Consider the following 22,300-nt stretch of genomic DNA (forward strand, 5'->3'; position numbering starts at 1 on the left):
AAAGCGAGTACTGTAGCGGAGACAAACCCTAAACGACAACTCAGTTAAAAGCAACAATGTTTACGAAAACAGCCAAAAGAAAAAACTGACTCCTTTGAGCCAGTACACTTCACCATGAATAGATTCCTTCAATTTTAAGATGACTCTTGATGTAACAACTCTAATATGCGGTCTAAATCATCCTGTGAGAAAAATTCAATTTCGATTTTCCCCTTCTTCTTCTGTTTCTTTATAGTTACAGACGTACCAAAATACTCCCTTAAAAATGATTCTCTTTCCTTAATAAATACATCCTTATCAGGGACCTTTTTCTTTGTTTCACGTGAAACATTTTCATTTATTTGTTGAACTAATAATTCAACTTGTCTTACATTTAATTGCTCACGAATAATTCGGTCAACAAGTGGGGTTAACTTTTCTTTATTTTTTAGTCCTAGTAATGTACGGCCATGACCCATTGAAAGTTTTCCATCTGAAATTAATTGTTGTATGTTTGCTGGAAGAGATAATAATCTTACGTGGTTTGCAATATGTGGTCTGCTTTTCCCTAACCTTTTTGCTAAAGCTTCTTGCGTAAAATTTAACTTCTCCATTAATACTTGATATGCCTGTGCTTCCTCAATTGGTGTTAAGTCTTCGCGTTGTAAGTTTTCTAATAGTGCTAACTCCATCATTTGTTGCTCTGTTAATTCTCTAACAACAGCTGGTACTGAGTTAAGATTTGCTTCCTTTGCTGCACGGAAACGGCGTTCTCCAACAACAATTTCATAACCCTTTATACTCTTACGAACGACAATTGGTTGTAAAATCCCATGATTAATAATGGACTCTTTTAACTCGGAAATAGAATCTTCGTCAAATGTTTTACGTGGTTGATAAGGATTTGGACGAATGTCCTTTACTTTTATTTCTTCAATTTTTTCTTCTTCAATATCAGGAAATAATGCTTGTAATCCTTTACCATTAATCCCCTTACCAAGACCTCTAGCCATTTACAACCACTTCCTTTGCCAAATCTAAGTAAACTTCCGCTCCTCTAGATCTTGGATCATAGATAATTATCGGCTGACCATGACTCGGCGCTTCACTCAAACGAATATTTCGTGGGATTATCGTCTGATATACCTTATCTTGGAAATATTTTTTCACTTCTTCAATCACTTGAAGTCCTAAATTTGTTCTTGCATCAAGCATTGTAAGAAGTACACCTTCTATCATTAAGTCTGTATTTAAATGCTTTTGTACAAGACGTACTGTATTTAATAATTGACTAAGTCCTTCTAGCGCGTAATATTCACATTGTACTGGTATTAGAACAGCGTCAGAGGCAGTTAATGCATTAATTGTCAGAAGTCCTAAAGATGGTGGACAATCAATTATCATATAATCATACTGATGTTTAACAGATTCTAGAGCACGCTTTAAACGAACCTCTCTGGAAATAGTTGGAACAAGTTCAATTTCTGCACCTGCTAATTGAATTGTTGCAGGAATGATATCTAATTTTTCAACAGCTGTTGGTTTAATGACTTCTTTTACATCTATATCATCTACTAAAATATCGTAGATACAATGGTCAACCTCAGCTTTTTCAATTCCAATGCCACTTGTAGCATTTCCTTGTGGGTCAACATCGACAAGAAGTACTCGATTACCGATGTATGCGAGGCAAGCACCTAAATTAACAGAAGTCGTTGTTTTGCCAACTCCACCCTTTTGGTTAGCAATGGCAATGATTTTCCCCACGATGTCACCTGCTTTCATTAATATATGATCGTTAAATTATGATATTTCAAATGATATAAACTAGTATACTTGATTGGTAATAAGAGTAAACTATTAGGATATCATTTTACTATTTTATCATGAATAAAGCGGAAAGGTTTAAATTTTTTATTAAATCTATCTAACTATCTATCATTTATATTAAGAGTTCATAAATGATATTGACAATATTATTTATGAAATGAAGTGCTAAGATTAATTTCATAACGTTTATTATGTGAACTTTAAAGCATTCCGTGATAAGAATAAATATAAACCTGTCGTTACTAAAACAGTAGTTTTATACTCACAAACAATCATCAACATAGCTGAACATACAGAAAAAGGCCTCCAATTTGGTAGACCTTATAATAATAATCTATTAGTTATAATATTAGTTCTAGTTCTATCCATTGATGCCTTGGTCAATCACAATAAAGAATACTGGTTATGAGAATACATATCTGTAATCAAAATTGATTGATTTCATTATCCTTAAAACTAATTGTAATGGTTACTCTCTCTATTATTACACCGTAGTGATTTCAGCTATAGGCAATACTGCATTTGACCTCATGCCTCCACTCACAAACGTTCGAATAGGAACTATAAGTCTATTATATAGCTTTCCCTATTCATGAAAATGACTAAGAAGTTATATATTATAAATAACATTATAGGCAATGCTAAATCTATATTGGTACTATAATTTATAGTACATTTACTTAGGAATCTTTATAGTTAATTGTATATATTCTTCAAATTCTTCCTCTTCGGTATTCAGCTTCACACCACTATCTGCAACCATCGATAACGATTGTCTAATAGTATTCATTGCAATTCTTGTATCTCTGCTAAATGCTTTGCGTTTTGGCTTAGGCTTTACTATATTCTTCTCTAGTAATCTTACAACACGCTCTTCGGTTTGTTTTACATTAAGCTGTCTTTCTATAATTTCCTCTAACAATGTAATTTGCATATTTACATCTTTAAGAGGAATTAATGCACGTGCATGTCGTTCTGAAATAACCTTTTTCAATAGTGCTTCTTGTACTTCTTGAGGAAGCTTTAATAAGCGCAACTTGTTTGCAATTGTTGATTGCCCTTTACCTAGCCTTTGTGCTAAAGCCTCTTGTGTTAGATTATGCAACTCTAGTAACTTAGCATAAGCATAAGCTTCTTCAATTGAGGATAATTCTTCCCGTTGAATATTTTCAATCAACGCAACACTTGCTGTTTCAGTATCATTAAAGTCTTTTATAATGGCAGGAATCTGGTCCCAACCTAATGTTTGCACTGCACGGAAGCGTCGTTCACCAGCAATAATTTCATATTTATCATCAATGAGACGAACAACAATTGGTTGGATTATACCATGGGTTCGTATCGTTAATGCTAATTCCTCTATTTTTTCATTAGAAAATACAGTACGCGGTTGAAAACGATTCGGTACGATATCTTTAATATCTATATGTTTTACCTCTTCTTTATACTGCTCTTCTTCAACAATTTCTGTATCTATTTCAGTTTCTACTTCACTAACAACGACTGGTTCTGCTTCTTTTTCTCCTAAACTAAAAAAGCGAGAAAACGGATGCTTCATGACCCTACACCACCTTTAAAAACTACCAATAGTAATATTCTCTTTTTCATAGATTATTTCCTGCTTTACACCAAAATATCTAGTAAATGTTTCACATGAAACATTTACTCAATTGGAAGCTTATTTGGTGTACCTGGTTTTCTAGGATATTTTTTCGGTGTCGCCTTTTCTTTGTCAATGATTAATATTGTTCTGTCTCCATTATCTAAAGGAAGTTCAAATGGATGTATTTCTCTTACTTTGCCACCTAAAACTTTTATTGCCTTTTCTCCAGCATTTAATTCTTCTTGTGCTGCAGCAGCTTTCATTGCTATAAATGTACCATTTTGTTTAACAAGTGGTAAGCATAGCTCACTTAATACAGATAGTCTAGCAACCGCTCTAGCAGTCACGATATCGAAAGACTCCCTGTGTGATTTGTTTTGCCCAAATGTTTCCGCACGATCATGAAATAAGGAGACATTTTCTAGTCCTAATCTATTAGTTAAATGCTCAAGAAAAGTAATTCTTTTTTGCAATGAATCAACTATTGAGATATGTAGATGCGGGAAACAAATATTTAAAGGAATACTAGGAAATCCCGCACCTGCCCCGACATCACAAATAGAAAGAGGTTTTGAAAAGTCAAAGTAAAATGCTGCAGAGACAGAATCGTAAAAATGTTTTAAATAAACTTCACCTTCTTCTGTTATAGAGGTCAGGTTCATTTTTTCATTCCATTCTACAAGCAATTGAAAATATATATTAAATTGTTCCATCTGTTTTTCAGATAAAATAATACCCTTTTCAGCAAGACTTTTTTGAAATAGTTCTTTATCCATATTCAAAACCTTTCTATTTATTGATTTGATACTCTTGAGATCTTCCCTTGCTCTAAATAGACAAGTAGAATTGATACATCTGCAGGATTTACGCCTGAAATTCTCGATGCTTGTGCAACAGATAGTGGTCTCACTTGTTTTAACTTTTGACGTGCTTCATTTGCTAATCCACTTATAGCATCATAATCAATATTTTCTGGAATCTTCTTATTCTCCATTTTTTTCAACTTTTCCACTTGCTGTAATGATTTTTCAATGTAACCTTCATATTTTATTTGTATTTCTACTTGTTCTGCTACATCTGGATCAATATTTTTATCAGAAGGTACTAATTGACTTATATGCTCATATGTCATTTCTGGTCGTTTCAGTAAGTCAGCCGCTCTTATTCCATCTTTTAACTCACTGCCCCCTGCTGAAGCAATTAAGTTTTGTGTTACTTGATTCGGTTTGATAATAACAGACTCTAGTCTTTGTTTTTCTAACTCAACTGACTGTTTTTTTAATATGAATTTTTCATAACGTTCATCTGAGATTAATCCAATTCTTTTACCGATATCTGTTAAACGTAAATCTGCATTATCATGGCGAAGCAATAATCTGTATTCAGCACGAGATGTTAGTAAACGATATGGTTCATTCGTTCCTTTCGTTACTAAGTCGTCTATTAAGACACCAATGTAAGCCTCAGAACGACTTAAAATAAGTGGCTCTTTTCCTAATGCTTTTTGTGCAGCATTGATTCCAGCTATAATACCTTGACCTGCTGCTTCTTCATATCCTGATGTCCCATTAATTTGACCAGCAGTAAAGAGTGATTCTACTTTCTTAGTTTCTAATGTAGGCCATAATTGAGTTGGTACTATAGCATCATATTCGATAGCATATCCAGCTCTCATCATTTGTGCATTTTCAAGACCTGGTACTGTTCTAATCATTTGTTGTTGAACATCCTCAGGTAAACTAGTCGATAACCCTTGTACATATACTTCATGAGTATTTCTTCCTTCAGGCTCTAAAAATATTTGATGACGCGGTTTATCATTGAATCGAACTACTTTATCTTCTATTGATGGACAGTATCGAGGTCCTGTCCCTTTAATCATCCCTGAGTACATTGGAGAACGATGCAAATTATTATCAATTATTTGATGTGTTTCAGTACTCGTGTACGTTAACCAACAAGGTAATTGATCTGTTATATACTTTGTTGTCTCATATGAAAATGCACGTGGTACTTCGTCGCCTGGTTGTATTTCTGTTTTACTGTAATCAATCGAACGACTATTTACACGTGGAGGTGTCCCTGTTTTAAATCGGACTAAATCAAATCCTATCTCCTCTAGATGCTCAGATAGTTTTATGGAAGGCTGCTGATTATTTGGTCCACTAGAATATTTCAATTCGCCTAAGATAATTTCTCCCCTTAGAAATGTTCCAGTTGTTAATATCACTGATTTTGCATAGTACTCAGCACCAGTTTGTGTAACGACACCTTTACAAACACCATCTTCAATAATCATATGGTCAACCATACCTTGAATCAATGTAAGGTTTTCTTGGTTTTCTAATGTTTTCTTCATTTCATGTTGATAGGCAAATTTGTCAGCCTGTGCCCTTAATGCACGAACAGCGGGACCTTTTCCAGTATTCAACATCCTCATTTGGATATGGGTTTTATCAATATTTTTCCCCATTTCTCCACCTAGTGCATCTATTTCTCGAACGACAATCCCTTTAGCGGGTCCTCCAATTGAAGGATTACATGGCATGAATGCTACCATATCAAGATTGATCGTAATCATTAATGTTTTTGCACCGATTCTAGCTGCTGCCAGTCCTGATTCACAACCGGCATGCCCAGCGCCTACAACGATTACATCATAATCTCCAGCATGATACGACATAAAATACCCTCCTTTTCTCCAGTAATAAATGTATCGTCACTTAAAGAACTAATTCCTATTTTATACAGGCTATTTTCGTAAACTTTGGTGCTTTTTAGTGAGTTATCGTTTAGGTTTAGGATTGGCCTTCTCTTGCAGTTTGCCTCATAGCTTTAGCAAAAGACCACTAGCTCCTCCTAATCATTTTACTCTTCACTTCTTGAAACGAAATCAATATTGTTATTTGTAAAAGTTTATTTTCCAAGACAAAATTGAGAAAATAATTGATCAATTAAGCTTTCATGTACTGAATCTCCAATTATTTCTCCAAGTTGTTCCCAACAACGTGTTAAATCTATTTGAACAATATCTATCGGGATACCTGCTTCTATCCCATCTAATGCATCACTTATCGATTGGTTAGCAGCAGTTAATAGAGCAATATGTCGAGAATTTGATACATATGTCAAATCACTACTTTGAACATTCCCTTCAAAAAATAATGAGCCGATTGCCTCTTCTAACTCATCGATACCCTTCTCTTCAAGTAGTGAAGTTGTCACAATGGGCCTATCTTCAGCCAATTGTTCTATTTTTTCAAGGTCGATTTTTCTTGAAAGGTCCGTTTTATTTACAATAAATATTGTATCCATACCTTTAACAACTTCTATAAGTTGTATATCTTCAAGCGTTAATTCTTCGTGATAATTTAATACGAGTAAAATTAAATCTGCTTCCTTCAATACTTTTCGAGACTTTTCTACTCCAATTCTTTCAACAATGTCTTCCGTTTCGCGTATGCCAGCAGTATCTACTAAGCGAAGTGGAACCCCACGTACATTTACATATTCCTCAATGACATCTCTAGTTGTACCCGGTATATCTGTTACAATTGCTTTATTTTCATGAACTAGGCTGTTTAGTAGAGATGATTTCCCTACATTTGGTCTTCCGATTATTACCGTTGATAACCCTTCACGAAGTATCTTTCCCTGTTGAGATGTTTGCAACAATTTATTTATTTCATTTTTTACAATTGTAGCCTTTTCTATAAGCATTTGATGTGTCATTTCTTCCACATCATCATATTCCGGATAATCAATATTCACTTCGACATGTGCTAATGTCTCTAATATCTCTTGTCTTAGCCTCTTAACTAATTTTGACAATCTACCATCCATCTGGCCTAAAGCTACATTCATTGCTCGGTCAGTCTTGGCACGAATTAAATCCATAACCGCTTCTGCCTGAGATAAATCAATTCTCCCGTTTAAAAAAGCCCTTTTTGTAAACTCACCCGGTTCTGCTAAACGAGCACCATATTTAACGGTTAATTGTAACACTCGATTAACTGTTACTAATCCACCATGACAATTTATTTCAATAACATCTTCTCTAGTAAATGTTCTTGGTCCTCTCATCAATGAAATCATTACTTCTTCAACTACTTCATCTGTTGAGGGGTCTACGATATGACCGTAGTGAATTGTATGGGATTCGACCTCATTAAGTCTTTTTCCAGAAGGTGATTTATATAATTTATCCGCGATAGCAATTGCTCCTTCTCCGCTCAACCTAACAATTGCAATAGCTCCTTCGCCTAAAGGAGTCGATATCGCTGCTATAGTATCTAAATCCATTACTATGATCACCTCTCATACCTCATATATAGTACTTATTTACCTCTTCTAGAGGAAAATTTTAAGATAGCATATTTTTTCGTCATTTAAAAGTAATATATTTAATAGTTATCCACAACTATATTTCATCACGACGTACCTTTTTATATTTTAACTTATCCACATGTTAATAACAATATATCTAACCAAGCATTTATTTTTATTCAGCATTAATCTTTCTTGTGGGATTCTATACGGGGACTTATATAACTTAATGTAAATATTTTTTTGTTTTTTAAAGGTTTATAAAACTAGAAAATTGCAAAAAAAATCCACTCTGTATTAGAGTGGACTTTTTTCATTTGGGGTGACAACCAAATATCGATGAGGTTCTTCACCTATTGAATATGTTTTAACATTTTTATTTCCCGCTAGTATAGCGTGAATGATTTTACGTTCGTTAGAAGGCATTGGTTCTAAAGAAACCTTCTTTGATGTTCTTATAACTTGATTCGCTACTCTAAGACCAAGTTGCTTTAATGTTTCTTTTCTTCTATCTCGGTAATTTTCAGCATCTACAATAATTTGAATATACTGTTTTGAATAGCGATTTGCCACTAGTTGGGTTAGAAACTGTAAAGAATTTAAGGTTTGTCCTCTTTTTCCGATCAATACTGCAATTTTCTCCCCAGTCAGATGGAATGTGACTGTTTTATCACGTTGTTTTACTGATAAACGAGCATTAATCCCCATTTTTTTAACAACATTTGTTAAAAACAATGATGCTTCCTGAATTGGATCTTTTTCCTTCACTTTTACGAGAACTTGAGCAGGCTTCTTCCCAAAAATACCAAGGATGCCTTTTTTTCCTTCGTCTATAACCTCAACTACAACATCATCTTCTGTTACATTTAGTGATTTTAACGCATCTGTTACTGCCTCATTGACGGTAAGTCCTTTAGCAGTTATCTCTTTCACTTCTTATTTCCTCCATCTTTTGCGCTTGCGCCTTTTATTTCTGGACCTTTTATAAAATAAGTTTGAGCAATCATAAATAAGTTACCAACTACCCAATAAAGAGATAAAGCAGCTGGGAAACTAATTGCAAAAACAATAATCATAATAGGCATAATCCAAAGCATCATTGCCATTTGAGGATTCTGGTTTGCATTTCCAGCCATCATCATTTTTTGTTGAATAAATGTTGTTAAACCTGCAATAAGCGGAAGTATAAAGTATGGGTCTCTTTCACCTAAGTCAAACCATAGGAAATTATGTTGTGCAATTTCCTCTGTTCTCATGATTGCATGATAAAATCCAATTAATATTGGCATTTGCACGATAAGTGGGAAACAGCCAGCTAATGGATTTACACCATGCTTCTGAAATAATGCCATTGTTTCTTGTTGAAGCTTCTGTTGTGTTTGTTGGTCTTTTGAGCTATATTTTTCCTTTAACTTTTGCATTTCCGGTTGAATAGCTTGCATTGCCTTTGAGCTTTTCATTTGTTTAATCATTAATGGTAAAATGGCTAAACGAATAATTAATGTAACTAGTACAATGGAAATTCCATAATTATCGCCTGTTATTTCTGCAAAGTATGTAATAACTTGTGATAATGGGTAAACAATATACGAATTCCAAAATCCTTCACTTTCAGATGTTATCGGTACATTCACTTCTGTACAGCCTGATAATAGAGTTAAAATACCAATTAACCCTACAATGAAAAGTATACGCCTCTTCAAACCTTTTTTCCTCCTAATCATTTATAGATACAATTTATACGTTATAACAGAGAAAAAGTGTCACATAATAAATATATTAACATTATTATTCGAAATTTCCTCATTAATCTCTATTTTTTCATTAGAATTTCTCTATTTCTTTGAGCGATATAAACTACCTTTACGAAATAAATGTTGTAAACTACTTTTCACTTCATAATAATTCATATCCGCAGCAGGCTTTCTTGCAATAATGATATATTCTCTTCTGCCTAATATACGTTCTTTTTCTTCGAGGAACACTTGACGAATCAATCGTTTTACACGGTTTCTTGTGACAGCATTTCCTATTTTTTTACTAACAGATAATCCTATTCGAAACTGAGATTGTTCTGGTTTCTCTAATATATAAATAACAAATTGCCGATTTGCTATTGATTTTCCCCTTTTGAAGACACTCTGAAAGTCCTTGTTCTTTTTTATTCGGTACTTCTTTTTCATCTATTTTCACTCCGGTACGTCTGCCTAATGTGCTTATCTAACCTTCATTATGACTAATTGATATGTAATTTAAACAACTTATCTTTCTATCAAATTATTATGTTGTTGTTACTACATAATGTAATAAGTTATCGAATTCAAACTACAATATGGCTGTATCGCATACACTGTTGTAGGTACAAAACGCAAGTGAATTAAAGATATAACTATCACCTTTCTAGTTCACTTGCGCCTCATTTTCTTATTACATTCCACTCAGTTTATTGCAGTTAAATTTAGCTCAGGGGCATTCACTGAAAAAATGTAATCTTCTATGCTTGCAAAAAAAGACCACTGATTTTTCAGTGGCCTATGCTGATAATACTTTTCTTCCTCGACGACGACGACGAGCAAGAACTTTACGTCCATTAGCTGTGCTCATACGGCTACGAAAACCATGAACTTTACTATGTTTACGTTTATTTGGTTGATAAGTACGTTTCATTTATTGACACCTCCCTGAGGAATACAGTTACAGACAGTCTTATTAATTATAGTGACCTATACAATAGATTGTCAACCATTCATCGTATTTAGTATGAAAAAAATATATAATGCAGCCATTTATGACATTGTGGATAGTTTTTCGACATGGTTTTGGTTGTCCACATTATTTATCGACAGGTTTTTCACAAATTATCACTATGTGGACAAATCTTTTTAACAATTGATTAGTTATGTGGATAAGTTTTCAAAAACCATTGCAACTATAGCTTTATTTTGATATTATATTTGTGTTTTCACTCTTAATATCTAATCTATGTATTTTTGTTATCCACAATCTGTGTATAAGTTGTGGAAAAGTTATAAACACCTTGTGTAAATAGTTGTCCACAAATGCGAGTTTTTGTCGAAAAGATGGTTTTCTACTATATTATATATTTGTGCACATTTTCCATTAAATGAATGTTTATACATGGAGATACAAACCTTGTACAAAAGGTTATACAAGCAATCAGGGCACTTTGGTAAAGGAGGGACATTACACTTCATGGAGAATATTTCCGAACTTTGGAGCAAGGCTCTAGATATAATCGAAAAGAAAATTAGTAAGCCAAGCTTTGAAACATGGTTAAAATCTACAAAAGCACACAGCATAAAAGGCGATACTCTCACAATTATAGCTCCTAATGAGTTTGCTCGAGATTGGTTGGAATCAAGGTACTTACACTTAATCTCTGATACAGTATATCAACTGACTGGAGAAGAATTTGCGGTAAAAGTCATTATTCCCCAAAATCAAAAGGATAATGATTTTATTCCCAATCCTCCTATTAAGCAAATCAATCAAAGTGAAGAAGAACAAATTGAATTACCACAAAGTATGCTTAACCCAAAGTATACGTTTGATACTTTTGTAATTGGTTCAGGAAACCGATTTGCACATGCCGCCTCATTAGCAGTAGCAGAGGCTCCAGCGAAAGCATATAACCCGTTGTTCATTTATGGGGGCGTTGGTCTAGGGAAAACCCATTTAATGCACGCAATTGGTCATTATGTTATTAACCATAATCCTTCTGCAAAAGTGGTTTATCTCTCTTCTGAAAAATTCACAAATGAATTTATTAACTCAATTCGTGACAATAAGGCTGTCGATTTTCGAAATAAGTATCGCAGTGTAGACGTTCTATTAATTGATGATATTCAGTTTCTTGCTGGAAAAGAATCAACTCAAGAAGAATTTTTCCATACTTTTAATACATTACATGAGGAAAGTAAGCAGATTGTTATTTCTAGTGACCGGCCTCCTAAAGAGATACCGACACTAGAGGACCGTCTGCGTTCACGTTTTGAATGGGGGTTAATTACAGATATTACACCGCCTGATTTAGAAACGAGAATAGCAATTCTTCGGAAAAAGGCTAAAGCTGAAGGCTTGGATATACCAAATGAAGTAATGCTTTATATCGCAAATCAAATCGATTCGAATATTCGAGAACTTGAAGGGGCATTAATTCGAGTAGTTGCCTATTCATCATTAATAAACAAAGATATAAATGCAGATTTAGCAGCAGAGGCACTTAAAGATATCATACCTAATTCGAAGCCGAAAATTATCTCAATTAGTGATATCCAACGCATTGTTGGGCAAGAATATCAAGTGAAGCTAGAAGACTTTAAAGCAAAAAAACGGACAAAATCAGTTGCCTTCCCTAGGCAGATTGCCATGTATTTATCAAGAGAGCTGACAGATTCATCACTACCTAAAATCGGGGAAGAATTTGGTGGTCGTGACCATACAACAGTTATTCATGCTCATGAAAAAATCTCAAAATTATTACAAACAGATGAACAATTGCAAAGACAGTTAAAAGAAATTACTGGTTTATTAAAGGGAAATTAATTCGAAAGTAAATCTTTTAATCTATTAATTCGACTTGAATAATGTGAATAACATCTCTTGCTATATACACAGTCTGTCCACATGTGGATAGGCTGTGTTTCTATTCGTTTTTACTAGTTATCCACATTTCCACAGGGCCTACTAGTACTTCTATTATATTTTTAAATAATAAATATATAACTAATAAATCTATTAGGAGGATATTTCATGAAATTCATTATTCATCGAGACAAGTTAGTTCAAAGTGTTCAGGATGTAATGAAAGCTGTCTCATCTAGAACAACGATTCCAATTTTGACAGGTATAAAAATAGTTGCAAATACTGAAGGTGTGACGTTAACTGGTAGTGACTCAGATATTTCTATTGAGTCTTTCATACCTATCGAAGAAGACGGAAGTGAAAATGTAGAAATAGTTGAATCAGGCAGTATTGTGTTACAAGCAAGATTTTTTAGTGAAATTGTAAAAAAACTACCTATGGATATTGTTGAAATTGAAGTAAGTAATCACCAAGCTACAATAATCAAGTCAGGAAAAGCAGAGTTCAATTTAATTGGATTAGATGCAGATGAATACCCACTCTTACCTCAAATTGAGGAAGAACATGTAATAAAACTACCAACTGATTTATTAAAGGCAATGATAAGACAAACTGTCTTTGCAGTATCTACCTCTGAAACCAGACCTATACTTACAGGAGTAAATTGGAAGGTTGAAGAAAATGTATTAATCTGTATTGCAACAGACAGTCATCGTCTTGCATTAAGAAAAGCACCTATACAACAAGCAGTACAAACGGAGCATAATGTAGTTATTCCGGGTAAAAGTTTAAATGAACTAAGCAAAATCTTAGATGATACAGATGAGTTAATCGAGATTATCATTACTGAAAATCAAGTATTATTTAAAGCGAAAAATTTACTCTTTTTCTCTCGCTTACTCGATGGGAATTATCCTGATACATCAAGACTGATTCCATCTGAAAGTAAAACAAATTTAACAGTTAACTCTAAAGATTTCTTACAAGCAATTGATCGTGCCTCATTGTTGGCAAAGGAGGCTCGGAATAATGTTGTTAAGCTTTCGACACTACCAGGCGAAACGGTGGAAATTTCATCTAATTCCCCAGAAATAGGTAAAGTAAGTGAAGAAATCCAAACAGCTAACATATCAGGTGAGGATTTAAAAATTTCATTTAGTGCGAAATATGTCATGGATGCATTAAAAGCACTAGATGGGACAGAAATTAATATAAACTTTACAGGTGCAATGAGGCCATTTGTCATCCAAACAACAACAGATGATTCAATGCTTCAACTAATTCTACCGGTTAGAACTTATTAATTTTGACTTGTTATTGAGGTTAGTTAGTAATCAGACTCGGATACAATACCAAGAAGCCCCCTTCCCTTCTTTCTTGTCAAAAAATGATAAAGTAGACACTAATATATGAGTTGAAAAGGAGACTATCAGTTAAGAGTCTCCTTTTCCTCATTCCAAAATATAAAGTAATGGTGAAAAATGCAGCTATAACTAATTTTATGATGTTCTTTTTGAAGAACGATTCCTTTTAAAAGCTTCACAACTTTTGTAATAATTTGTCCTTTTGAGATGGACACTCTACTTGATATCTGAGTTTACTTATGTAAATTGTACTTTTTCTAGAAAGTTTAGTATTATTAATAGTTAGTGACTTCATAAAAAGGATGATAGATCATGGCGAAACCAGTAAAAATAGAAACTGAATATATTACTTTAGGCCAATTTTTAAAACTATCAGATGTAATACAATCAGGTGGTATGGCAAAGTGGTTTTTAGATGAATATGAAATATTTGTAAATAATGAGCCGGAAAATCGTCGTGGTAGAAAGTTAAGAGATGGTGATACCATTTATATCCCTGATTTTGGCACGTATATCGTGAAAAAATAAAGTTGGTGTACAAATTTTGTATATTAATGAGTTAATGTTAAAAAATTATCGAAACTATGAAGAACTATCTATCCAATTTGAAAACAAAGTGAATGTTATTCTTGGAGAAAATGCTCAAGGTAAAACAAATGTAATGGAATCTATATATGTCTTGGCAATGGCAAAGTCTCACAGGACGTCAAATGATAAAGAATTGATTCGTTGGGATAAAGAATATGCTAAAATAGAAGGTAGTATTAAAAAACATAACCGTTCAACCTCTTTGCAATTAGTCATTGCAAAAAAGGGAAAAAAGGCAAAGCTGAACTTTATTGAACAGGAACGTCTGAGTCAGTATATTGGTGCAATGAATGTTATTATGTTTGCACCTGAGGATTTAAATTTAGTTAAAGGTAGCCCTCAAGTTAGAAGAAGATTTATAGATATGGAAATTGGCCAAGTTTCTGCTGTTTATTTGCATGATTTGAGCCGTTATCAAAAAATTATGCAGCAAAGAAATCATTATTTAAAAATGCTGCAAATGAAGAAACAATCCGATAAGACCATGCTAGATGTATTAACAGCTCAGTTAAGTGAAGCAGCAGCTAAAATCATCCATAGGAGATTGCACTTCATAGAAGAGCTACAAAAGTGGGCTAAACCGATTCATTCAGGAATCAGTAGAGGTTTAGAAACTCTTTCCATAAAATATAAACCTTCTGTTGACGTATCAGAAGATCATGATTTGACAAAGATGATAGAAGTATATGAGGAAAAATTTGCTAATATAAAGGATAAAGAAATTGAACGAGGAACCACACTTGCAGGGCCTCATCGTGACGATCTTTTATTTTATGTAAATAACCATGATGTTCAAACCTATGGTTCTCAAGGTCAACAAAGAACAACGGCGTTATCTCTAAAATTAGCTGAAATTGATTTAATTCATAGTGAAATTGGGGAATATCCTATTCTTTTGCTTGATGATGTTTTATCTGAATTAGATGATTACAGGCAATCTCATCTTTTGAATACTATTCAAGGAAAAGTTCAGACCTTTGTTACAACCACTAGTGTTGAAGGAATTGATCATCAAACATTAAAAGAGGCTGCGACATTTAATGTCGATGCTGGCCATCTTTCATTGAGTAAATGAGGTGATTCACTTGTATATTCATCTTGGTGACAATTATGTTGTCCCATCTAAAGAGGTTGTCATGATTTTAGATCGTCATTCCTCCGAAGCATCATCAATTGTATCAGAATTTCTATCAGAGCAAAAAAACAAAGTTGTTCAACTTTCAAATAGTAAAGCAAAATCAGTTATTGTAACAACTGATAAGATTTATTTTTCCCCTTTATCTTCAAATACATTAAAAAAACGAGCACAAAATGCTTTTGATATAGATTGATTGAATATAGCTTTTATAAGCTTTAAGAAAAGTGTAGGTGAACGTATATTATGGCAATTGAGGAAAATCAAGTCCAACAATCATATGATGAAAGCCAGATACAAGTATTAGAAGGCTTAGAAGCTGTTCGGAAACGTCCGGGTATGTATATAGGTTCTACTAGTGGTAAAGGGCTCCATCATCTTGTTTGGGAGATTGTTGATAATAGTATTGACGAGGCATTAGCTGGGTATTGTAGTGAAATAGTAGTAACGATTGAAGATGATAACAGTATAACAGTTAAAGATAATGGCCGTGGTATACCTGTTGGAATTCATGAGAAGATGGGACGCCCTGCAGTTGAGGTCATTATGACTGTTCTCCATGCTGGTGGTAAATTTGGTGGCGGAGGATACAAAGTATCTGGTGGTCTTCACGGTGTAGGGGCATCAGTTGTAAATGCCTTATCAACAGAATTAACTGTTACTGTTCATCGAGAAGGAAAGATTCATTTCCAGAGGTTTAATAGAGGTGTTCCTGCCGGTGATTTAGAGGTAATTGGTGAAACTGATGTAACTGGTACAATTACTAACTTTAAACCTGATCCTGAAATTTTTACCGAAACTGTTGTGTACGATTATGAGATTTTATCTACACGTATTAGAGAATTGGCTTTCTTAAACCGCGGGCTAAAAATCATTATCGAGGATAAACGCGAGAATAAACGCCGTGATGAGTTCCATTATGAAGGTGGAATTAAATCATACGTTGAGCATTTAAATCGCACGCGTGAAGTTATTCATGAAGAACCAGTTTATATTGAAGGGGCAAAGGATGGTATAACAGCTGAAGTAGCTATTCAATACAACGATAGTTATACAAGTAATATCTATTCATTTGCAAATAATATTCACACATATGAAGGTGGAACTCATGAGTCTGGCTTCAAAACAGCTTTAACTCGTGTTATTAATGACTACGCTAGAAAGAGTAAAATATTTAAAGAAAATGATGATAATCTTTCAGGTGAAGATGTACGTGAAGGTATAACAGCAATCATATCAATAAAACACCCGGATCCCCAGTTTGAAGGTCAGACGAAAACTAAGCTAGGTAATTCAGAGGTACGTGCGGTAACGGATTCTATATTCTCTGAGGCATTTGATAAATTTTTATTAGAGAACCCTTCAACAGCGAAGAAAATAGTTGAAAAAGGACTAATGGCCTCAAGAGCTAGATTAGCAGCTAAAAAAGCGCGTGAATTGACGAGAAGAAAGAGTGCATTGGAAATTTCTAATCTACCTGGGAAACTAGCAGATTGCTCATCTAGAGACCCTGTAATTAGTGAATTATACATTGTAGAGGGAGATTCTGCCGGAGGTTCTGCAAAACAAGGAAGAGATAGACATTTCCAAGCGATTCTACCGTTAAGAGGTAAAATCTTAAATGTAGAAAAGGCAAGACTAGACAGAATCCTTTCTAATAATGAAATTAGGTCAATCATAACAGCATTAGGAACTGGAATTGGTGAGGATTTTGATCTTGGGAAGGCACGATATCATAAAATTGTCATTATGACCGATGCTGATGTGGATGGTGCACATATTCGTACATTACTTTTAACATTCTTCTACCGATATATGCGGAAAATCGTTGAAGCGGGCTATATATATATTGCGCAACCACCTCTTTATAAAATTCAGCAAGGCAAGCGTGTTGAATATGCGTATAATGAGGCTCAACTTGAGACTTATTTAGCTGAATTGCCGGCTCAACCAAAGCCGGGTATACAAAGATATAAAGGATTAGGAGAGATGAACCCTGGTCAACTTTGGGAAACAACAATGGCTCCTGAAACTAGAACTTTACTTCAAGTGACATTAGAGGATGCAATTGATGCTGATGAAATATTCGATACATTGATGGGTGATAAAGTAGAACCGCGACGTCATTTTATTGAAGAAAATGCTCAATACGTTAAAGATTTAGATATATAAGAAAACGCCTCATTTTACGGTGAGGTTTTTTCTTTTAAATTAATAAATATAGTTGTGAAATATCAAGAAATGAATGTGTATTGTTTATATGTTATTGATATAATGAAGATAGATAGTAAAAATTGTACGGTTACCTCTTCCTATTACTGTTATAAATGGATTGAACACTCGTGCATTTCAAATGAATTGGGTATGAAAGACTTTCAATTTAGACTCAGCTATAACTTATCTTTGAAGTAAAGGATTCTAACTTTTTAGTTTGGCACCACGCAAGCTAGTGTATTAAAAGTATAGTGTACTGAGCATAGATTAAAAGTATACAACTCCCAATTTGAGATTGTGTATTGACAAAGGGAGGTTATCTTAGTATGTCGGAAAATGAAAAATCACATGTTATTGAGAGAAATATTAGTAGTGAAATGCGTGAGTCGTTTTTAGGATACGCAATGAGTGTTATTGTATCCCGTGCATTACCTGATGTCCGTGATGGTTTAAAGCCAGTACATCGCCGAATCCTTTATGCAATGAATGATTTAGGGATGACATCAGAAAAGGCATTTAAAAAGTCAGCACGTATTGTTGGTGAAGTAATTGGTAAGTACCACCCTCATGGTGATTCAGCTGTTTATGAAACAATGGTACGTATGGCCCAAGATTTTAATTTTCGCTACATGCTAGTCGACGGTCATGGGAACTTTGGATCAGTCGACGGTGACTCTGCAGCAGCGATGCGTTACACAGAAGCGAGAATGTCTAAAATATCAATGGAGTTAGTCCGTGATATTAATAAAGATACGATAGATTATCAAGATAACTATGATGGTTCAGAAAGGGAACCTGCTGTATTGCCTGCGAGATTTCCTAATTTGCTCGTTAATGGAGCTACAGGAATTGCGGTTGGTATGGCGACAAATATTCCGCCACATCAACTTGGTGAAGTCATTGATGGTGTCTTAGCTTTAAGTAAAGAACCAGATATTACAATACCTGAATTAATGGAATTGATACCAGGTCCAGATTTCCCTACTGCCGGACAAATTATAGGGCGAAGCGGTATTCGTAAGGCATATGAAACAGGTAGAGGATCTATTACTTTACGTGCGAAGGTAGAGATTGAAGAAAAGGCATCCGGAAAACAAGTTATTATTGTTAAAGAAATCCCGTATCAAGTGAATAAAGCTAAATTAGTTGAAAAGATTGCAGAACTTGTGCGTGATAAAAAGATAGATGGAATTACAGACTTAAGAGACGAATCTGACCGTGAAGGTATGAGGATTGTTATTGAAGTTAGAAAAGATGCAAATGCAAACGTCTTATTGAACAACCTTTATAAGCAAACAGCCTTACAAACTAGTTTTGGATTTAATATGTTAGCATTAGTAGATGGTCATCCGAAAGTTCTAAATATTAAACAAATGCTATATCACTATTTAGAACATCAAAAGGTTGTTATTAAAAGAAGAACAGCTTTTGAATTAAGGAAAGCAGAAGCTAGAGCACATATTTTAGAGGGATTAAGAATTGCTCTAGACCACCTGGATGCAGTCATTTCACTTATCAGAAACTCACAAACGACTGAAATAGCTAAAAATGGATTAATTGAGCAGTTTTCTTTAAGTGAAAAGCAGGCCCAGGCTATATTAGATATGAGGCTGCAAAGATTAACTGGCTTGGAAAGAGAAAAAATTGAAGAGGAGTATCAAGGCCTCGTACAATTAATTGCAGAATTAAAGGCGATACTTGCTGATGAAGAGAAAGTATTAGAAATTATCCGAGAAGAATTACTTGAAATCAAAGAACGCTTTAACGATGAAAGACGTACTGAAATTGTTGCAGGTGGCCTTGAAAGTATTGAGGATGAAGATTTAATACCAGTAGAGAATATTGTTATAACACTTACTCATAATGGCTATATTAAACGACTTCCTGTGTCTACTTATCGTAGCCAGAAACGTGGCGGTAGAGGTATACAAGGGATGGGAACTAATGAAGATGACTTTGTTGAACATCTCTTAACGACATCGACGCATGATACACTTCTATTCTTTACGAATAAAGGCAAGGTATATAGAGCAAAAGGTTATGAGATACCGGAGTATAGTAGAACTGCAAAAGGACTTCCGATTATCAATCTTTTAAGTGTCGAAAAGGATGAATGGGTTAATGCGATTATCCCTGTTTCGGAATTTGTTGATGATTGGTTCTTGTTCTTTACAACTAAAGAGGGGATATCAAAACGCTCACCATTATCGCAATTTGCTCATATACGAAATAACGGACTGATTGCAGTGAATCTCCGTGAAGCAGATGAACTTATTTCAGTGAAACTTACAGATGGTTCAAAGGATATCATTATTGGAACGAAAAATGGTATGCTCATACGTTTCCCTGAAACTGATGTACGTTCAATGGGTAGAACAGCAACAGGGGTAAAAGGTATTACACTTGATGAAGATGATGAAGTTGTCGGAATGGAAATTCTTGAAGAAGATGTAGATGTTCTTATTGTTACAAGTAACGGTTATGGAAAACGTACACCTTCTGGGGAATATAGAATTCAAAGTCGGGGCGGTAAAGGATTAAAAACATGTAACATTACAGAGAAAAACGGTACAGTTGTTTCAGTGAAGGCTGCAACAGGTGAAGAGGATTTAATGCTTATTACAGCAAGTGGTGTTGTTATCAGAATGGGCGTTGAGACTATTTCAACTATGGGAAGAAATACACAAGGTGTTAAATTGATTCGTCTAGATGAAAATGTATTGGTCTCTACAGTAGCATTAGTAGAGAAGGAAGACGATAGCTCAGAAGAAGAAGTAAGTGAATCACCATCACAACAAACAGAAGAAGTAAATGAATCACTTCCAGAACAATCAGAAGAGGAAGTAGAAGAATAAAAAAAGGCTATTGAGGATATCCTCAATAGTTTTTTTATGTCCGGAAATGATAAATAATGATAAAAATAAACTACAACTTTGCTACGATAATTGGTTTAGAGAGAAGATTGGGATCATTTGTTTTCTTGGTAGTATATATGATGAGATTTAGCTCTATTTGAGAATAACTTTTATAAGAAGTACCTTAGAATACAATTAGTAATAAGACTAGCGCTTTTACACATTACATATATATAGTGCTAAAGTTGTGTGAGTAAATACTCAGTTGATTCGGGGATTTCTATCAATGCTTATATATATTTTCTTAAAAAATGATGAAAAATAGACAATTGGACCTATAAATCGGTATAATGTTATGAAGGGGGGCGAAGGTTTTGAAAGTCCAAGTAAATCGTTTAGTAGAAGGTAATGTATTATTGAATGATGTAGTATCAGCATCTAACAAACCATTAATACTTAAAAATACAACTATTACTGATTATACAATAGAGGTATTGAATGCTTTCCTTATCAAGGAAGTTGATATTTTAGAAGGTGTAAACAGTATAGGGATTGAGAAATTAACGAATGAGAATTCCTCTGTAAATTTAACAGAAGAGAAAAGTGTCGACCAAGTAGAATTCGTTAATTTATATATGGAGACGGTTAAAAATTATAAAAACTTATATATTAGTTGGCAATCTGGTGCATCGATAGATATTTCTAGAGTCAGAAAGATAATTCTACCTTTGGTCGATCGGGTATTACTCGAGAAGAGGGATGAGGTTTTTAAACTTTATCATTACGCAAATATAGAAGATTATCTATTTCATCATTCCGTATCGGTTTCATTATTAAGTACTGTATTAGCAAAAAATTTAGGCTATAAACAAGGGGATATCAGGCAAATTGCATTAACAGGACTACTTTGTGATAGTGGTATGGCTAAGATAGATGTTAATTATTTGTCAAAAAGTGTAACATTGACTGAAAAGGAATATAAAGATGTAAGACAGCATCCAATCCAGAGTTATCAGCTACTGAAAAATATAATGTCAATAAAAGAAGGGGTAAAAATAGGTGTCCTACAACATCATGAAAGAATTGACGGCAGTGGTTACCCATTAGGAATAAAAGGAGAACAGTTACATCCATTTAGTAAGATTGTAGCTTTAGCAGATACGTATCAGGCCATGGTATCTATAAGACCTTATCGTAGTAAACAATCTCCATTTAAAGTGTTGGAACAAATCATGCAGGATGACTTCGGTAAATTTGATATACGTATTGTAAATGAATTAAAAAGATTATTATTAACGTTTTCTTCGGGCACAAAGATTTTGTTATCTGATGGCTCGAAAGCAGAAATTGTGTTTGTAGATGAACAGCACCCTACTAGACCATTAGTTAAAATTATTGATAGTAATAACATAATTGCACTAAAGGATAATAGTGATTTATTTATTGAAGAATTAATATGAAAGATACTGCTCTGTAACTGTTGACGTATATAATTAAAATTGATATAATTCTAAAAGTCAGCTGAACAGAGCAAATATGTAAGGAAAAATAAAAAAACAGTTGACGGAAACAATTGATATATGATATTATAATTGAGTCGCTTTTATTGGCGAAGTAATTAAGTTCTTTGAAAACTAAACAAAACCAAGCGTGCCAACGTTAAATTTTTATTAACACAATCGTACATTTATATGTACAAAAAACTATTGAGCAATCAAACACTTTATTGGAGAGTTTGATCCTGGCTCAGGACGAACGCTGGCGGCGTGCCTAATACATGCAAGTCGAGCGAATCTGAGG

General features: G+C 34.1%; 18 protein-coding genes and 1 rRNA gene. 9 read left to right on the forward strand and 10 right to left on the reverse strand.

All coding sequences use genetic code 11. The features are described 5' to 3' along the window. Positions 1 to 134: 134 nt before the first annotated feature. The 10 genes from J2S19_RS21175 to rpmH all read right to left on the reverse strand — a co-directional run bounded on the left by J2S19_RS21175 (position 135) and on the right by rpmH (position 10,405). Positions 135 to 992: a ParB/RepB/Spo0J family partition protein gene (locus J2S19_RS21175; protein WP_307346135.1), complete on the reverse strand. Its 858-nt coding sequence runs from the start codon at positions 990 to 992 to the stop codon at positions 135 to 137. Beyond that, positions 985 to 1,746, reverse strand: a complete 762-nt coding sequence (locus tag J2S19_RS21180) for a ParA family protein (RefSeq protein WP_307346138.1) — start codon at positions 1,744 to 1,746, stop codon at positions 985 to 987. Before J2S19_RS21180 ends, J2S19_RS21175 begins: the two co-directional genes overlap by 8 nt. A gap of 739 nt (positions 1,747 to 2,485) precedes the next feature. Further along, positions 2,486 to 3,367, reverse strand: coding sequence for a nucleoid occlusion protein (noc, locus tag J2S19_RS21185; protein ID WP_307346140.1), 882 nt, complete (start codon positions 3,365 to 3,367; stop codon positions 2,486 to 2,488). Positions 3,368 to 3,471: 104 nt separating this feature from the next. Continuing rightward, positions 3,472 to 4,188, reverse strand: a complete 717-nt coding sequence (gene rsmG / locus J2S19_RS21190) for a 16S rRNA (guanine(527)-N(7))-methyltransferase RsmG (protein ID WP_307346142.1) — start codon at positions 4,186 to 4,188, stop codon at positions 3,472 to 3,474. Positions 4,189 to 4,205: 17 nt separating this feature from the next. Continuing rightward, positions 4,206 to 6,095: a tRNA uridine-5-carboxymethylaminomethyl(34) synthesis enzyme MnmG gene (gene mnmG, locus J2S19_RS21195; RefSeq protein ID WP_307346145.1), complete on the reverse strand. Its 1,890-nt coding sequence runs from the start codon at positions 6,093 to 6,095 to the stop codon at positions 4,206 to 4,208. 233 nt (positions 6,096 to 6,328) lie between these two features. After that, entirely contained in the window at positions 6,329 to 7,714 is a 1,386-nt protein-coding gene (gene mnmE / locus J2S19_RS21200; RefSeq protein WP_307346147.1) for a tRNA uridine-5-carboxymethylaminomethyl(34) synthesis GTPase MnmE, read from the reverse strand. Positions 7,715 to 8,035: 321 nt separating this feature from the next. Then, complete coding sequence (gene jag / locus J2S19_RS21205) at positions 8,036 to 8,671, reverse strand: RNA-binding cell elongation regulator Jag/EloR (RefSeq protein WP_307346150.1); 636 nt, start codon at positions 8,669 to 8,671, stop codon at positions 8,036 to 8,038. Beyond that, positions 8,668 to 9,462, reverse strand: a complete 795-nt coding sequence (gene spoIIIJ / locus J2S19_RS21210; RefSeq protein WP_370875189.1) for a YidC family membrane integrase SpoIIIJ — start codon at positions 9,460 to 9,462, stop codon at positions 8,668 to 8,670. Before spoIIIJ ends, jag begins: the two co-directional genes overlap by 4 nt. Positions 9,463 to 9,573: 111 nt before the next feature. Then, positions 9,574 to 9,921, reverse strand: a complete 348-nt coding sequence (gene rnpA / locus J2S19_RS21215; RefSeq protein WP_307346156.1) for a ribonuclease P protein component — start codon at positions 9,919 to 9,921, stop codon at positions 9,574 to 9,576. Between the two features lie 349 nt (positions 9,922 to 10,270). Next, positions 10,271 to 10,405 (reverse strand): 50S ribosomal protein L34, encoded by a 135-nt coding sequence (rpmH, locus tag J2S19_RS21220; protein WP_307346158.1) that lies wholly within the window; start codon positions 10,403 to 10,405, stop codon positions 10,271 to 10,273. Positions 10,406 to 10,951: 546 nt separating this feature from the next. On the opposite strand from rpmH, the gene dnaA reads away from it, so the two are divergent. The 9 genes from dnaA to J2S19_RS21265 all read left to right on the forward strand — a co-directional run. Then, on the forward strand, positions 10,952 to 12,304 hold the full coding sequence (dnaA, locus tag J2S19_RS21225) for a chromosomal replication initiator protein DnaA (protein ID WP_307346160.1): 1,353 nt from the start codon (positions 10,952 to 10,954) through the stop codon (positions 12,302 to 12,304). Positions 12,305 to 12,511: 207 nt separating this feature from the next. Continuing rightward, on the forward strand, positions 12,512 to 13,648 hold the full coding sequence (gene dnaN, locus J2S19_RS21230; protein ID WP_307346161.1) for a DNA polymerase III subunit beta: 1,137 nt from the start codon (positions 12,512 to 12,514) through the stop codon (positions 13,646 to 13,648). Positions 13,649 to 14,020: 372 nt separating this feature from the next. Continuing rightward, a complete protein-coding gene (gene yaaA, locus J2S19_RS21235; RefSeq protein WP_307346164.1) occupies positions 14,021 to 14,236 on the forward strand; it encodes a S4 domain-containing protein YaaA in 216 nt (71 codons plus the stop codon). A gap of 16 nt (positions 14,237 to 14,252) precedes the next feature. Then, positions 14,253 to 15,371 carry a DNA replication/repair protein RecF gene (gene recF, locus J2S19_RS21240; RefSeq protein WP_307346167.1) on the forward strand — a complete coding sequence of 373 codons (1,119 nt, stop codon included), beginning with the start codon at positions 14,253 to 14,255 and terminating at the stop codon, positions 15,369 to 15,371. Positions 15,372 to 15,381: 10 nt separating this feature from the next. Beyond that, positions 15,382 to 15,627 carry an extracellular matrix regulator RemB gene (gene remB / locus J2S19_RS21245; protein WP_307346170.1) on the forward strand — a complete coding sequence of 82 codons (246 nt, stop codon included), beginning with the start codon at positions 15,382 to 15,384 and terminating at the stop codon, positions 15,625 to 15,627. 50 nt (positions 15,628 to 15,677) lie between these two features. Further along, the gene (gyrB, locus tag J2S19_RS21250; protein WP_307346173.1) at positions 15,678 to 17,603 is read left to right on the forward strand and encodes a DNA topoisomerase (ATP-hydrolyzing) subunit B; all 1,926 of its coding nucleotides are present in this window, start codon (positions 15,678 to 15,680) and stop codon (positions 17,601 to 17,603) included. A 368-nt stretch (positions 17,604 to 17,971) separates the two neighbouring features. After that, a complete protein-coding gene (gyrA, locus tag J2S19_RS21255) occupies positions 17,972 to 20,500 on the forward strand; it encodes a DNA gyrase subunit A (protein WP_307346176.1) in 2,529 nt (842 codons plus the stop codon). Between the two features lie 374 nt (positions 20,501 to 20,874). Then, complete coding sequence (locus J2S19_RS21260) at positions 20,875 to 21,960, forward strand: HD-GYP domain-containing protein (protein ID WP_307346178.1); 1,086 nt, start codon at positions 20,875 to 20,877, stop codon at positions 21,958 to 21,960. 263 nt (positions 21,961 to 22,223) lie between these two features. After that, positions 22,224 to 22,300: ribosomal RNA gene (locus tag J2S19_RS21265) — 16S ribosomal RNA — on the forward strand; the annotation flags it as partial.

This window comes from Metabacillus malikii (assembly GCF_030813355.1).
GTDB classification, from domain to species: domain Bacteria; phylum Bacillota; class Bacilli; order Bacillales; family Bacillaceae; genus Metabacillus; species Metabacillus malikii.

What these genes read in the sequence shown, in the direction of transcription:
- rpmH (WP_307346158.1), bottom strand. Translation starts at nt 10,405, where the DNA reads ATGAAACGTACTTATCAACCAAATAAACGTAAACATAGTAAAGTTCAT.
- gyrB (WP_307346173.1), top strand. Translation starts at nt 15,678, where the DNA reads ATGGCAATTGAGGAAAATCAAGTCCAACAATCATATGATGAAAGCCAG.
- mnmG (WP_307346145.1), bottom strand. Translation starts at nt 6,095, where the DNA reads ATGTCGTATCATGCTGGAGATTATGATGTAATCGTTGTAGGCGCTGGG.
- spoIIIJ (WP_370875189.1), bottom strand. Translation starts at nt 9,462, where the DNA reads ATGATTAGGAGGAAAAAAGGTTTGAAGAGGCGTATACTTTTCATTGTA.
- mnmE (WP_307346147.1), bottom strand. Translation starts at nt 7,714, where the DNA reads ATGGATTTAGATACTATAGCAGCGATATCGACTCCTTTAGGCGAAGGA.
- J2S19_RS21175 (WP_307346135.1), bottom strand. Translation starts at nt 992, where the DNA reads ATGGCTAGAGGTCTTGGTAAGGGGATTAATGGTAAAGGATTACAAGCA.
- dnaA (WP_307346160.1), top strand. Translation starts at nt 10,952, where the DNA reads ATGGAGAATATTTCCGAACTTTGGAGCAAGGCTCTAGATATAATCGAA.
- dnaN (WP_307346161.1), top strand. Translation starts at nt 12,512, where the DNA reads ATGAAATTCATTATTCATCGAGACAAGTTAGTTCAAAGTGTTCAGGAT.
- noc (WP_307346140.1), bottom strand. Translation starts at nt 3,367, where the DNA reads ATGAAGCATCCGTTTTCTCGCTTTTTTAGTTTAGGAGAAAAAGAAGCA.
- gyrA (WP_307346176.1), top strand. Translation starts at nt 17,972, where the DNA reads ATGTCGGAAAATGAAAAATCACATGTTATTGAGAGAAATATTAGTAGT.
- yaaA (WP_307346164.1), top strand. Translation starts at nt 14,021, where the DNA reads ATGGCGAAACCAGTAAAAATAGAAACTGAATATATTACTTTAGGCCAA.
- rsmG (WP_307346142.1), bottom strand. Translation starts at nt 4,188, where the DNA reads ATGGATAAAGAACTATTTCAAAAAAGTCTTGCTGAAAAGGGTATTATT.
- rnpA (WP_307346156.1), bottom strand. Translation starts at nt 9,921, where the DNA reads ATGAAAAAGAAGTACCGAATAAAAAAGAACAAGGACTTTCAGAGTGTC.